The following is a 13,654-nucleotide window of genomic DNA, read 5'->3' as shown; positions in this document are numbered from 1 at the left end:
TATGAGCATTCAACCTTATCCCTTGCATTTTAAACCGGAATTCAAAGAAAGAGTCTGGGGCGGACGCGCGCTAGAGAAATTCGGCTTCGACGTTCCCGCGGGCGCAATCGGCGAAGGCTGGATGATCGCGGATCACCCGAACGGAGTTTCTCACGTGACGAATGGAGCGTTAGCCGGCAAAGGGCTTGACGAAATTCGCGAGCTCGTCGGAGCTAGCTGGTTCGGAACGAAAGGCGGAGGTTCAAGCAACGGCCGTTTTCCCTTATTGATCAAGCTGCTCGATTGTAACGACGATCTGTCGATCCAAGTCCATCCTAACGACGAGTATGAAGGACTGCCGAAAGGCGAGTTAGGCAAGACGGAAATGTGGTACGTACTTGACGCCAAGCCGGATGCCAAGATCATTTACGGGCTGAAGCCAGGGGTCGATCGGACGGAAATGGCCAGAGCGATCGAAGAAGGCCGGATCATGGACAGCCTTCAAGAAGTATCCGTTAAAGCCGGCGATACGTTCTATATTCCGGCCGGTACCGTCCATGCGCTGTGTGCAGGAGTCGTCGTGGCGGAAATTCAGCAGAATTCGGATACGACTTACCGCTTGTACGATTACAATCGTCCCGGACTGGACGGCAAACCTCGCGAGCTGCATATCGAGGATTCCTTGAACGTTACCGCTTACGAAGATTCCGGCGCTGCCCGTATGGACACGGCCGGAGCGAAACCGGGCAAGTGGCTGACGCTCGCGAACTCTCCGTACTTCAAGACGGACAAAGGTATCGTAAATGGACAATGGACATTATCTACCTCTACCGATAGCTTCGTCATCGTCATCGTCTGCGAAGGATCAGGCAGCATTAGCTGGGCTAGCGGTTTGGTGGACGCCAAAGCCGGAGATTGTTTCCTGCTCCCGGCTAACTTGGGAACGTATACGCTTGACGGTTCGATGACCGTTCTTCGCAGCTTGGTGCCTTAAGAGGAATTCGACGAATCTCGTCGAATAAATGAGCAGATAGTCACACTAAGCGAATCATCGAAAGGACGGGTCCTCATGCGTCAATGGCTTACATTAACAGGCTTGGGAGTCGCGGTTTGGGCTGTGCCAACCCTCTTCTTCCTCTTATTCGGAGATTGGGTCGTGCTTCAGGTCGGGGATCCCTATTTCGGATCGTCTCTGTTCCTCTTAGAAATGCTCAGCTTCCTACTACTAATCGGATTGGCTTTAATCGTGAGGCTGAGACTGTGGCCAGAACGAGGCTCGGCTACTCGCTTCGGATTTATGGCAACCGTCATCGGCTTGTTGCTCAATACGTTCTCGATATGGAATCGAGACTCCGTTTTTCCGTCGTTTTCAGAAGGTCAGCATCATGCCTATACGCTCTGGATGACTCTAGCTTATATGTTGACGCTTGTTGTTCCGGCTATCGTGGACCGACTGGTGAAAGAGCAGGCTAAGCCTGAAGCTGCGGAACAACCGGTTGTTCCGGCTCCATCCGCCGAAGAGACGATCGAGGAGAGCGATCCAACTTCTCATCCCGCACAACCCTAAAGTAATTGGAAAGGGGCTGATCGATAAGGTCTTTAACTAGACCTCATCGATCAGCCCCTTTAAGTTATAAATACGATCCTAATATCTCGTTAAATCGGATCAAATACGTAAGATCGACACTGTCGAATCGCTTAAACAACGGGCTATCAATATCCAACACGCCAATCAATTGGCCATCGCCCGTTCGCAGCGGAACGACGATCTCCGAATTGGATGCGGCATCGCAAGCGATATGGCCGGGAAATTCATGCACGTCATCTACGACGATTGGCTCGTTCTTCTGAGCGGAAGTTCCGCATACCCCCTTGCCGAGGGGAATACGAATACAAGCGGGCAAGCCTTGGAAAGGGCCTAGCACCAATTCCTCCTTGTCCAACAAATAAAACCCCACCCAATTGATATCATCCATAAACTGCTTCAGTAAAGCCGACGCATTCGCCAAATTTGCAATTCGATTGGATTCATCCTCGACCAGACTCGCTAGCTGACGGAGCAAAACTTCGTAATTCTGCTCCTTCGTACCTGAATATAACTCCTTGTCAAACATCCGTATCACCCTTCCTTAACCGCTTCCTCGCTGCGATCGGTCGCCAATGGCGGATCAATCGATAATGCCGTGATTTCTCCGCGCCATTCGGCCGTGAAGTCGAGATCTACCGCCGCGAGCGAGGGCTCCAGTTGTTCAACGTTACGCGCTCCGATAATCGGCGCCGTGATTGCCGGGTTACTGAGCACCCATGCTACCGCCAACGTAGCCGGGTGAACATCGCGCTCTCGGGAATAGGCGGAGAATCTGTCTGCGATATCGAAGTAAACGCCCTCTTCATAACGCTTCGTATAATTGCTCTGATCGACCAATCTGCCAGAAGCAGGTCTCTTGTCGACTCCGTATTTGCCGGTCAACAACCCGCCGCCAAGCGGGCTATAGCTGATGACTCCCAATTGCTCCGATTCCGCTAGAGGAAGAATTTCTACTTCGGCTTGGCGCTTAACCAGATTATACATCGGCTGGATTAGCTCGAAGCCCGCTAACCCTTCCTTAGCAGATATGCCTAATGCTTTGGCAATTTGCCATGCCGCCCAGTTGCTGACCGCGGGGTACAAAATCTTGCCTTGCTTCTGCAAATCGTCCAACGCCCGCACGGTTTCCTCGATGGCGGTCAAAGAATCGAAGCGGTGGATAAAATAAAACTCTACGCGATCGGTCTTTAATCGCTGTAAGCTTTGTTCCACGGATAGGAAAAGATGACGGCGCGAAGCTCCCCGCGCGTTTACATCGGTTCCGGTCGGAAATCCGGCCTTAGACGTAATCACGAGTTCATCCCGATTGCCTGCGATCAGCTCGCCCAATATTTCTTCCGCTACTCCTCCGCTATATACGTTCGCGCTATCGAAAAAGTTGATCCCTTTGTCCAAACAACGATGGAATAGCTTCTTGGACGTTTCCTTATCGGCATTCCCGCCGAATGACATCGTCCCGAAGCATAGCTCCGACACTTTGATCCCCGTTTTGCCCACCGATTTATACTTCATCTCGTCTATTTCCTCCGCTAGTCGATTTCATTGCTTTCAGATCGTTAATTTGCGATATTGCGCAGCGGGGTGATGCTCCGGAAGCAGTCTTTGCCCCTCACCGAATAGCTTCTCCCGAAGGGTTCCCCGCTCGTAGTCCAACTTATAAATCCCTCGCTCTTGAAGCTCGGGAATAACCGAATCGACGAATTCCCGCAAGCTCCCCGGAGTAATCAAGTGCGCTAGATTAAAGCCATCCAGTCCGGTTACCTCGACTTGTTCTTGCATATAATCCGCGATATCCTTCGGTGTCCCCGTTCGTAACCACCCTTGTCCGCCTAACGTTCCGATTCGATCCATTACTTCCTTGACCGTCAACTTATTCGGGACATTCTTGGTGAACTGCGCCGCTCTGGATTGTCCGTGATCCGTATGCTTGTATTCCAAATAAGAGTTAGGCTCGTATGAAGCCAAGTCGTATCCACTCGAACCGCCGAACTGCGCTAGCGCACCCTCCTTGCTCCATAATCGGGAATAATCCTGCAGCTTCAGATTAGCTTCCTCTATCGTATCCCCGATAATAACGTTCAGACCGGTGAACATCTTAATGCTCTGAGGATCTCGACCAAGCTTCTCCGCCTTATGACGGATGTCCTGAATATTGAACTTGAGGGCTTCCGTCGTCCCTCCTCCAACGAATACGCATTCCGCATGCTTCGCAGCGAACGCTCGCCCCCTCTCCGAGCTTCCCGCCTGGTACAGAACCGGCGTCCTCTGCAAGGAAGGCTCGCTGAGATGAGGACCAGGCACTTGATAAAACCGGCCCTGATGATTGATTTTATGTACCTTGGCAGGATCCGCGTACACGTTACGTTCCACGTCTCGTACGACAGCCCCTTCCTCCCAGCTTCCTTCCCACAGCTTGTAAACGACTTCCAGAAATTCATCCGCTAACTCATAACGGTCATCATGCTTGATCATTTCGTCTAAACCATAGTTTAACGCGGCATTCGGCAAATAGGAAGTCACGACGTTCCATGCTACTCTGCCTTTAGTTAGATGGTCAAGCGTAGAAAACCTTCTCGCATGCGCATAAGGGTGCTCATACGTGGTCGTAACCGTTATGGCGAAAGATAAGTTGTTCGTTACCGCCGCCATAGCCGGAACGATCAATGCGGGATCGTTCAACGGGACTTGAACCCCGTCCCGAATGGCCGGCGCGCCGCTTTGCTTATAGACGTCGTATATCCCCACAACGTCCGCCAAGAATAACGCATCGAACTTCCCCCGCTCCAGAAGCCTTGCGATCTCTACCCAATAATCCAGATCCGTGTAACGATGCCGCTCATTGTCGGGATGTTTCCATAAGCCATGGGAATTGTGCATCGCGCTGTTCATGTCGAAAGCATTCAATATGATCTTCTTCCCCATTATTCCGCCTCCATTATACTTTGTACTCGTGATAGACCCCGTTGAGAAACCACTTGCCCACATGGTGAAGCTTAAGGCGCGCCGGATCATGCAGCGTATGGATACGGACATTCCGCCAGTGCCGGTCATAATTATGCTTCCGATCCATGGAAGAAGTTCCCGCGACCTCGAAGAGGGCATTCGTAATTTCAACGGCCGTCTCCGTCACTAACCATTTAGCGGAATCCACCGTTAGCGACGCTTTCCCCGCCGATTCCGCATTCAAGCTTGCTCGCGCCTCGTCGATCGCATCCGCGGCTCGATCCAACAGAGCTTCCGCCGCTTGCAGACGTATGCCAAGCTCTCCGAACCTGCGTATCAAGTCCGGCTCATCGGAAGCTTTCTCCACTCCGCTGTTATACGATGGCCGCGCATGCTCCCGAACGAACAACGCTGCATCCTCTAAAGCGGCTTTCGCGATTCCAACATCAATAGCCGCATGCATGATCTGACCGAAAGCGGAGAAATACTGCGGCCCCTCGAATATTCGCCAATGGGGGAGAATATGCTCCTCGGATACTTGCACTTCCTTGAGAATAACGGTGCCGCTCGCCGTAGTGCGCTGCCCGATCCCCGACCAGTCGTCGAGAACGGTCACTCCCTTGTGATGCCTCGGGACAAACACGGTCATCCTTTTCTCTTCCTCATCAAGCGCAGTAACCGGTATCCAGTGGGAATACAAGGCGCCGGTTGAATAATACTTGCTGCCGGACAACTCATAACCTGCTCCATCCCGCTTCCTTAATCGGGTCGACATGTTCTTGATACCTCTGATGCCTCTCTCCGCGAGCGCGTTACCGAATTGCGATCCGTTCAAAACTTCTTCGAAAAAAAAGCCCTTCTGCTCATCGGAACCAATCAACTCGATCGTCTTAACGAAGAAATGATGATTTTGCGGAATTTGCCCGATCGCCCCATCCGCTCTGGAAATAATTTTGAACACCTCTACTAATGTTCGGGTGGTGACGTTAGGACCGCCATAAGCCTTAGGCACAACTAAACCAAGCAACCCGAATTCCGCAAGCCGCTTCATCTCCTCAAGAGGAAGATTGCGGTAACGATCCCGATCCGAAGCCCCCGGCTTAATCTGCTCGGCGAACGCCTTCGCAGCCTCGATCGCTTCTTCATCGTTCTTCAACAAACGTGCCGGTTTACGGTCCGTAAAAAAAGCAAGAGGCAAATCGCGATCCGCATAGTCCGAGATCGGTTCCGTGAGAGGAGCATCGATCTCTCCCCTACCGATTAGAGATCGAGCCCTCTGGAGAGTCTCCCGGTCCAAAGCTTGATCCAAGTCAAAGTTTTGACCCAACAACCCGTGGGCTAATAATTGTTCTTTATATTGAAAGAGACGAGCCCGCTTTTCCTCCGTAATGTTCAAGCTGAATTGCTTATGCAGTTGTTCCGAGAAAACAGACTCTATCGCGTTCTCCGATAAATCTAACCCTTTGGCAACCAATCTATTCGCTTCTTTACGGTTATCCGAAGCCCACTCTGCGGCAAGCACGAGGTGCCCGATAATTCTATCCACCCATTCCGGATGTCTTTCTATTAGTTGAATCGGTGCCGATAATACGGATAGCTCGGGAGAATAGGAAGTAAATCCGGCTATCTCTCTGACGCCTATGTGCCGTTGCGCCTCCGCGGCCAATGCTCCGCTCGCGTAGATAACATCCACATCTCCTCGAAGCAGAGCTTGCAGCGCCCGCGGTCCGGAATCGGAGCTTTGCCGCTCCGGTCCCCCAAGCTCGATCCAAGTGACGTCTTCTGTCGTTAGTGCTTGACGGAACAATTCCAATTCGATGCGCTTGACCGCTTCTAGCTTGCGAATTTGTTCTATTGGATTGCGGGAATAAGCGATTCCAAGCTTAGCCCCTCGCAGATCGTTCATATTTCGCAGATACGAATCGCCTCTCGTGAGCAGAGTCTCCCTCTTATCCTGCAATGTCAGTCCGATGACCCTATGATCGTCGTTACGGGACAATGTTAGTAAAGACTGGGCTGGATTCTCGAAGCGAATCGCATCATGCTGATCCGCATCAAGCCATATTTGATTACCTGCTTCATGCTGGCTCATCGTGATGCCTTTCCGCCTTAGATCCATCTGCAATTCGCCGAGCTGCAGAGCAAGCCCGATCGCGTCGGCACCTTCTAGTCTTGTCAGTGAAATACTATCCAGCTTGATCGACATGTCGCTCCTCCTTCGTCAGGTCAAGGTCGGTTGCTTACGGTATCGCGCTCCGGGATGATCATCAGGCAATCTCTGCGCTCCTAACCCGAACAATCTTTCGCGCAAAGTACCTTCCTCGTATTCCTCCCGGAATAATCCCCTTCGTTGCAGCTCGGGGACAACGAGCTCCACGAAATCGCGGAGCGTATCCGGAGAGAGAATCTGCGTGACGTTGAATCCATCGATTCCCGTTTCGTCTACCCAATACTGGATTTTATCGACAATCTCCTCCGGCGTACCGACGACAAATAACCCTCGACCGCCTAAAGTGCCTAACGTTTCAATCACTTCCCCAACCGTCTTCTTGCTCGGACTGTTCTTAGTGAATTGCGCCGCAGCCGTTTGCCCATGATCCGTCTCCACGTATTCCAGATAATCGTCAGGATCGTAGGCCGATAGATCATACCCGCTTCCCCCGCCATAATGGGCAAGAACACCTTCAACGCTATATAGTCGCTGATATTCCTCGTATTTTTTCTCCGCTTCCTCCCGCGTTTTCCCTACGATGGCCAGCAGTCCTGTCATAAGCTTGATATGATCGGGATTCCTTCCGAAGGATATCGCCTGCTTGCGTATATCCAGAACATATTGCCGTAGCGATTCGACCGTCCCTCCGCCAAGGAATACGGCTTCCGCGTGTTTGGCCGCGAATGCCCGTCCTCGAACGGAAGTTCCTGCTTGATAGATAACGGGAGTCCGTTGGATCGAGGGCTCGCTTAAGTGCGGTCCTGGAACCTTGAAATACCGGCCCTCATGGGAGACAAGATGAACCTTATCCGGGTCTGTGTATATTTCTTTGTCCGCATCCCGGATAACGGCGTCATCCTCCCAACTGCTTTCCCACAATTTATAGGAGACGTCGAGATATTCCTCGGCGATCTCATAACGCTCATCATGGCGGACCATCTTTTCCAGACCGAAGTTTCTTGCCGCGCTCGGCAAGTATGAGGTGACTACGTTCCAAGCTAGCCTCCCCTTCGTCAAATGATCCAAAGTTGATATCCGCCTAGCATGGCCGAATGGCTTCTCGTAGGTCGTGGAGAAGGTCACGGCAAATCCTAAATTTTTCGTTACGAGAGCCATTGGAGGAACAACGAGAAAAGGATCGTTGCATGGAATCTGCACGGCTTCCCGAATTGCCGTATCCTCCCCTTGTTTGTAGACATCGTAGACTCCAACGACATCTGCGAGGAACAGAGCATCGAACTTCCCCTTCTCCAGCAACTGCGCCAGTTCCGTCCAGTAGCTCAAATCCGTGTATCGATGCCGATTATTGTCCGGATGACGCCATAATCCGTGCGAGATGTGGCCGACGCAATTCATTTCGAACGCATTGAGATGGATTTTTTTCGCCATAACCTCTTCCCTCCTCTACAACCGTTTATCTAATTTGCGAACGATGAAGTTTCCCGTGAATTGAAACGCTTGAACGAACAGCACCATGATGATGATCGTAACGAACATGACGTCCGTCTGATAGCGGTAATAGCCGTAACGGATAGCAAAATCCCCAATCCCTCCACCCCCCACAAGCCCTGCAACGGTGGAATAGGAAAGGAAGCTGACCGTAACGATCGTAATCGCGTTCGCTATTCCGGAGCGTGCTTCCGTATATAACACCTTCCATACGATTTGCAATTTATTCGCTCCCATGGACTCCGCCGCATCAACCACTCCGCGGTTCACGTCTAGCAAGATTTGCTCGATGAATCTAGCGAAATAAGGAATCGCGTTAATGATCATCGGTATCGTCGCGGCGGTGCTGCCGAGTGCGGTACCTACGAGAAGCCGGGTGAAGGGAATAATGGCAATCATGAGAATGAGGAACGGAAACGACCGCACCAGATTCACGACCCCGTTCAGGATAAGATAGAATTTTGGCCATTTAAGGAAGGAATCCGGTCTTGTCAGGAACAAGATCGTCCCGAGCGGCGTACCGATAGCTACGGCAATCGGGATCGTCAAGATAAGCATGTAGAAAGTCTCGATAAGAGCTTGAACGAGCTCCGGCCATGCATAGATGACATTATCAAGCATATTGGACCTCCCTCTCGCCCGCTAAGACGATCTCGTTCTTGAACAAGAACTGGGCGATGTTGGACTGCGGGACGATATTCTTCTCTCGCAAATCGAATTTCTCCACGATTTGCCCTTGCTCCATCACCGCTACCTTATTGCAGATCGCATTAATCACGTTCATCTCGTGAGTGACGATAACGATCGTAATGCCGAGCTTCCGATTGATCTCCTGCAGCGCTGCCAATATGCTTCCCGTCGTCTGGGGATCAACGGAAGAGGTCGGTTCGTCGCAGAGCAGAATTTTCGGATTGTTCGCTAATGCCCGTGCAATCGCTACGCGCTGCTTCTGGCCGCCGCTGAGCTTGGCCGGGAAAGCCTTCGCTTTATCCAAGAGGCCGACCATTTCCAGACAGTTCTCGATGCGCTGCTTGCGCTCGGCCTTGGACACCTTCGCGATCTCCAACGGGAACGACACGTTATCGTATACATTCAGATTGTTAAGCAGATTGAAATGCTGGAAGATCATGCCGATCGACAAGCGTTTCTTCCTTAGCTCGCGCACGGAAAGTTTCGTTAGATCTTGCCCCTCCACGATGACCGAGCCTTCATCCGGTCTCTCCAGCAAGTTGATCGTTCGCAACAACGTCGATTTGCCCGCACCGCTGAACCCGATCAGTCCGTAAATATCTCCCTGCTGAATATGCAGGCTGGCGTAGGAAACTGCGTGCAGCGGTCCTCCGGCCGTATCAAACGTTTTGCTAATATTTTGTAAAGTAATCATCTCAAATCACTCCTTATTAGGTATTGAAGTTAGACAATCCACTTATTTGTTTAACTCATCCAAGAAATCGATCGCATCGCCGTATTTGGATTTATAGAAATCTTTAATCTCCTGGCTTTCGTAAGCTTTCTGCAAAGCTTTGATCTTAGGCGAACCGAGCAGATCGTTGCGCACGGCTACGATTCCTTTGTAAGGTAGCCCTTCGCCCGTCTCCAAAGCCAGCGCGTCTTGTTTGGGTTTTAATCCGATCTGCACGGCCGTTCCAGCGAATAAAAAACCGACATCCACATCATCCAGCGTGCGTTGCAACATTAACTGATCGACTTCTTTGAACTTGAATTTGTGCGGATTGTCCGTAATATCCTTAAGCGTCGTATGAATAACCTCGACACCGTCTTTCAATTTGAGTAAGCCCAAATCCCGGAGCATGAACAGCGCGCGGCCGTTGTTGGCGGGATCAACCGGTATACCGATCAGTGCCCCGTCCGGAACTTCCGCGAAAGATTTGTACTTCTTGGAATACAGGCCCGACGGGGTAAAAGTCGTGTAGAACGCTCTAGAGATGTTCTTCAGCCCTTGATCCGCTACGAATTGATCGAAATAAGCCTCGTGTTGGAACGAGTTGCTGTCCGCTTCACCGTCGTTTACGATTTTATTAGGCTGTATAATGTCGTTCACGACTACGTGATCTAACGTGTATCCGTCTTTGGCTAGCTGCTCTTTCAGAATTTTGACGATATCCGCATTGAAGCCGGCATCGCTCATGATATGATGAATGACTTTATCCTCCGGATCTTCGGAAGACGATTTATTGGCTTCGGAAGAGACATGGGTCGCACTGGCTTGCGGATTACCCGCTGCCGATTGATTCGCTTCATTGTTCTTGTTGCCGCATGCCGATAGGACAATAGCTAGGATCGTTAATAGGACTAATACAGTTGTTTTTCTCATTTCCGGAACACTCCTTCAATTTGGTTTTATCTATTTGTTGTAAAAAAAGAAGACATCGACGGCAGCATAAGCCGCATCAATGTCTCCAGTTGTCTGGTCAACACTTGAACTCTTCAGGTTGAATCATGGCTAGCGGCCAATAGATCGCCTTCGGGTAGATGGATGTTACCCGTTCGCCAAGCAAAGGGCGGACTCGTTCCGTTCACCGTATAATCTCCCACTACTCTCTCTTTATAGATGAGAGGATTATGGGATGCGATCGTCCGGGCGTTGCGCCAGTACCTATCTAACCCCTTGCTTCGGGCTGTGGCCGAAGCACCCAGTGCGTTAAATATCAATTCTGTAGCATCCAAAGTTAGCTTGGTGATCACGGTCTGTGCCTGAGCGACTTCAATTTCAGCCTCGATATTCGCAAGCTCCTCATAGTCCGCATCCCCATATGTACGGGAATCATAAGCTCTTTGGACCGATTCCGCCGCTTGCTGGACAAGCGCACCTGCAGCATAGGCAAGACTGTGAACGGCTCCAACCACTTGAAGAACCTGCGGATCTTCGCTTGATCGTGAAGCTGCCGCATGAGAGTAGGTTCTCTGACGTTTCCCAACCTCCCTGGTGACTTCTTTGGCAGCTGCGCGGGCAATACCGGCAAGCGTCGCGAGATGTACCATTTGAACGAATGCGGTACCATACCTTGTGCTCGTCTCCGTATCCAGAACTTCATTCTTTTGGATCGGGGTATTAAGAAATGTCGTCGTACCGCTCCCCGTCAGGGTTTGGCCAAAGCCATCCCAGTCATCCAAAATGGTGACTCCGTCGGCTTGCGAGGATACGATTACCGAGACCAAGTTCTCGTCTTCATCCGATGCCGAGACTACGATCCAATCGGAATAAATCGTCCCCGTAGAATAATACTTGGTTCCGTTCAAGAGCAAATGCTCCTTGTTGCCGGTCAGCTTCGTTGCATAGCTGCCCACTTTCGCTTCGCCGATCTCGGTCAACGCATTCCCGATGAGGTCTCCATCAACTATGCGCTTGAGCCATTTTTCTCTTAACTCGCCCTTAGGTAAATTCAGAATCCTCTCTACGAAACCATAATGGATTCGCAAAGCTTGAGGCAAGTTCGATTCCGCTTCGGCTAACTCGAGCAGGAGGTTGAACAACTGGGGAAGCGTCGCTCCAGCGCCACCTTCCTCCCGAGGTACACGAACAGCTCCTATACCGGCTTCGCGAAGCCACTCAATTTCTTCATAAAGCAGCTTTCTCTCCCTCTCCCGTTGAACGGAGTTATTGCGGATACGATCAAACACTGACCTGAACCTTAATGCCAACTGTTCATATTCCGCAGAGGGATCGGTGCCCCATACTCCATCTGAATGTCCCATCCTTCTTCTCCTTTCCTTCCAACACAATGCAGCTTGTTTAGCAGCCTTTGTTACACTCGCGCAATTCCGCCTTTGCTTGCCTGTTTCAGCAATTCCCAGATCGGGTCGATGAGGCGGTCTTTATCGTAGCCGAGATATTGGTTGGCATATCCTCTTACCGGGTCGCCCGCATAAAACCGTTCATACAACTCGTGCCTCGAGCCTAGCGGACTTCCGATCAAATCCCATGCAAGCTTGAATAGCTGTACTTTTTTCTCGGCGCTTACGGTTGCCCCTTCGAAATAGAGATGCATCAGCTTAGAGATCGGCCCGTAAAAGTCTTCCATGCCGGAAGGCGTCTGCATGAAACCGCCGGCACCGATCTGCTGCAAAATGTCTACCGCCCGCGGATAGAACTTCGTCCCGATGTTCCTCGCGGTATCGATGTAGGACAGTTCCGGAACCAGAACGCCCGAGTTGTCCGGCTTGGCCTGCGTTTCCGCGGCGATGATCAAAGCCTTAATGACATCCATTTGGGTAATCAGTTCACCTAGCTTCTCTTGAACATGAAGAAAACCGGTCACCCCTATCGACTCCGCCACCGCGAACGTTACGCCTGTAATGAACTCCAACTTAGCCACGAAACGAACGACGTTCTGATGGAAGGCTAGAGCATTTGCCGTTTTGTTGGCTCTTAAAGCCAGTACCTTCTCCGAGTTCCCATGCAGCAGCACCCTTTCCCAGGGGATGAGTACGTCGTCGAAGAATAAAACGGCATCCATCTCGTCGTACTTCGCGCCCAATGGATGGTTCTGCTCGAACTGATCCGCGAACGACTCCCGACAAACGATATGCAACCCGGCGGAATTTGCCGGAACGATTAGCACATGTGCATGCTGGGCGTCCTTGGCAGTGAATTTGAGGAAAGAAGAAATAACGAAATCGTGCGTGTAAGGTGCTCCAGTTGCGATCATTTTGGCCCCTCGCACGATAATTCCATCCTCCGTCTCCCGGATGACGTGCAAGAACCGTTCCGCTATTCGGCTATCGTCCAACCCGTTGGACCGGTCGATCTGAGGATCGATAATCGCCGTAGTCAAGATCAGATCTTGATCTCTGGCATGCTCGTAATAGCTTGTGATTTTATGCTCGAAATGCGGATCAAGGGCCTTTAACTCGTGCCGGGCGGCATACCACCCCGTTATCAGGGAACGCGCATAGTCCGAGAGGCGGCTCATCATGCCATGGGTTTCCGCCGACCAATAGGAGAATGACCGATTTCTCTGAGTCAACTGCTCCTGCGTATAAGGGACGAGAAACGAGCTATGCGCATAGCGTTCGCGGCCAGGAATCTTGAATCCAACCTTGTCGCGGAGATGCGGCTCATCCAGCATCTGGAATAGATCTCGTATCGTGGACAATGTTCCCTTAAAGGCGGGGTGATCGCGGATACTTTCGAGCCTTTTCCCTTCGAACCAAACCGATCGCCCATCATTTAAGCTATTAAGGAACTTTTCTCCCCTCACCTGCTTGCATCTCCCCCTCGAAATCAATAACCTAATATTCCGATTGATTTTGTTTGATTTATTCACTATGATAGCTATTAAATTAACAAGATCAACACTCAGTTTCCTTTTTATTGATGTTTAAACGATAAAAAATCGACTTTTAATTGTTTAACTGAGAAATAACCCTACATGAGCATTTATTTTGTGGGGGAATAAATCGGGGGGGTCTACGGGGGGGATTGCCCGTTGGCGGCAACCGTTCGTTACTTCAAGGTCCAA

General features: G+C 51.0%; 12 protein-coding genes. 2 read left to right on the top strand and 10 right to left on the bottom strand.

The features are described from left to right. Nucleotide 1: 1 nt before the first annotated feature. Together L3D05_RS04580 and L3D05_RS04575 are read left to right on the top strand one after the other, a co-directional pair. Nucleotides 2-973, top strand: a complete 972-nt coding sequence (locus L3D05_RS04580; RefSeq protein WP_239614834.1) for a type I phosphomannose isomerase catalytic subunit — start codon at nt 2-4, stop codon at nt 971-973. A 75-nt stretch (nt 974-1,048) separates the two neighbouring features. Continuing rightward, on the top strand, nt 1,049-1,546 hold the full coding sequence (locus L3D05_RS04575; RefSeq protein WP_239614833.1) for a hypothetical protein: 498 nt from the start codon (nt 1,049-1,051) through the stop codon (nt 1,544-1,546). A 64-nt stretch (nt 1,547-1,610) separates the two neighbouring features. On the opposite strand, the gene L3D05_RS04570 is transcribed toward L3D05_RS04575, so the two are convergent. From L3D05_RS04570 to L3D05_RS04525, 10 genes are all read right to left on the bottom strand, one after another. Continuing rightward, nucleotides 1,611-2,093 (bottom strand): free L-methionine (R)-S-oxide reductase MsrC, encoded by a 483-nt coding sequence (locus L3D05_RS04570; RefSeq protein WP_239614832.1) that lies wholly within the window; start codon nt 2,091-2,093, stop codon nt 1,611-1,613. A gap of 5 nt (nt 2,094-2,098) precedes the next feature. Beyond that, nucleotides 2,099-3,079 carry an aldo/keto reductase gene (locus L3D05_RS04565; RefSeq protein ID WP_239614831.1) on the bottom strand — a complete coding sequence of 327 codons (981 nt, stop codon included), beginning with the start codon at nt 3,077-3,079 and terminating at the stop codon, nt 2,099-2,101. Nucleotides 3,080-3,115: 36 nt separating this feature from the next. After that, entirely contained in the window at nt 3,116-4,489 is a 1,374-nt protein-coding gene (locus L3D05_RS04560; protein WP_239614830.1) for an LLM class flavin-dependent oxidoreductase, read from the bottom strand. A gap of 13 nt (nt 4,490-4,502) precedes the next feature. After that, complete coding sequence (locus L3D05_RS04555) at nt 4,503-6,716, bottom strand: SfnB family sulfur acquisition oxidoreductase (RefSeq protein ID WP_239614829.1); 2,214 nt, start codon at nt 6,714-6,716, stop codon at nt 4,503-4,505. Between the two features lie 15 nt (nt 6,717-6,731). Then, entirely contained in the window at nt 6,732-8,111 is a 1,380-nt protein-coding gene (locus L3D05_RS04550) for an LLM class flavin-dependent oxidoreductase (RefSeq protein ID WP_239614828.1), read from the bottom strand. 15 nt (nt 8,112-8,126) lie between these two features. Further along, the gene (locus L3D05_RS04545; protein WP_239614827.1) at nt 8,127-8,792 is read right to left on the bottom strand and encodes a methionine ABC transporter permease; all 666 of its coding nucleotides are present in this window, start codon (nt 8,790-8,792) and stop codon (nt 8,127-8,129) included. Next, nucleotides 8,785-9,555 carry a methionine ABC transporter ATP-binding protein gene (locus L3D05_RS04540; RefSeq protein ID WP_239614826.1) on the bottom strand — a complete coding sequence of 257 codons (771 nt, stop codon included), beginning with the start codon at nt 9,553-9,555 and terminating at the stop codon, nt 8,785-8,787. Before L3D05_RS04540 ends, L3D05_RS04545 begins: the two co-directional genes overlap by 8 nt. Nucleotides 9,556-9,597: 42 nt before the next feature. Then, complete coding sequence (locus L3D05_RS04535; RefSeq protein ID WP_239614825.1) at nt 9,598-10,506, bottom strand: MetQ/NlpA family ABC transporter substrate-binding protein; 909 nt, start codon at nt 10,504-10,506, stop codon at nt 9,598-9,600. A gap of 113 nt (nt 10,507-10,619) precedes the next feature. After that, nucleotides 10,620-11,888, bottom strand: coding sequence for an acyl-CoA dehydrogenase family protein (locus L3D05_RS04530; RefSeq protein WP_239614824.1), 1,269 nt, complete (start codon nt 11,886-11,888; stop codon nt 10,620-10,622). Nucleotides 11,889-11,938: 50 nt separating this feature from the next. Then, nucleotides 11,939-13,393: a 4-hydroxyphenylacetate 3-hydroxylase family protein gene (locus L3D05_RS04525; protein ID WP_239614823.1), complete on the bottom strand. Its 1,455-nt coding sequence runs from the start codon at nt 13,391-13,393 to the stop codon at nt 11,939-11,941. Between the last annotated feature and the right edge of the window lie 261 nt (nt 13,394-13,654).

Source organism: Cohnella mopanensis (genome assembly GCF_022352055.1).
Lineage (GTDB): Bacteria > Bacillota > Bacilli > Paenibacillales > Paenibacillaceae > Cohnella > Cohnella mopanensis.
The sequence above is the reverse complement of the archived record's forward strand: the minus strand, read 5'-3'. Positions and strand labels throughout refer to the sequence as shown.

Bases quoted from the DNA above. Each gene is read 5' to 3' on its own strand.
- L3D05_RS04565 (WP_239614831.1), bottom strand. From the start codon at position 3,079: ATGAAGTATAAATCGGTGGGCAAAACGGGGATCAAAGTGTCGGAGCTA.
- L3D05_RS04545 (WP_239614827.1), bottom strand. From the start codon at position 8,792: ATGCTTGATAATGTCATCTATGCATGGCCGGAGCTCGTTCAAGCTCTT.
- L3D05_RS04535 (WP_239614825.1), bottom strand. From the start codon at position 10,506: ATGAGAAAAACAACTGTATTAGTCCTATTAACGATCCTAGCTATTGTC.
- L3D05_RS04530 (WP_239614824.1), bottom strand. From the start codon at position 11,888: ATGGGACATTCAGATGGAGTATGGGGCACCGATCCCTCTGCGGAATAT.
- L3D05_RS04540 (WP_239614826.1), bottom strand. From the start codon at position 9,555: ATGATTACTTTACAAAATATTAGCAAAACGTTTGATACGGCCGGAGGA.
- L3D05_RS04560 (WP_239614830.1), bottom strand. From the start codon at position 4,489: ATGGGGAAGAAGATCATATTGAATGCTTTCGACATGAACAGCGCGATG.
- L3D05_RS04555 (WP_239614829.1), bottom strand. From the start codon at position 6,716: ATGTCGATCAAGCTGGATAGTATTTCACTGACAAGACTAGAAGGTGCC.
- L3D05_RS04575 (WP_239614833.1), top strand. From the start codon at position 1,049: ATGCGTCAATGGCTTACATTAACAGGCTTGGGAGTCGCGGTTTGGGCT.
- L3D05_RS04550 (WP_239614828.1), bottom strand. From the start codon at position 8,111: ATGGCGAAAAAAATCCATCTCAATGCGTTCGAAATGAATTGCGTCGGC.
- L3D05_RS04580 (WP_239614834.1), top strand. From the start codon at position 2: ATGAGCATTCAACCTTATCCCTTGCATTTTAAACCGGAATTCAAAGAA.
- L3D05_RS04570 (WP_239614832.1), bottom strand. From the start codon at position 2,093: ATGTTTGACAAGGAGTTATATTCAGGTACGAAGGAGCAGAATTACGAA.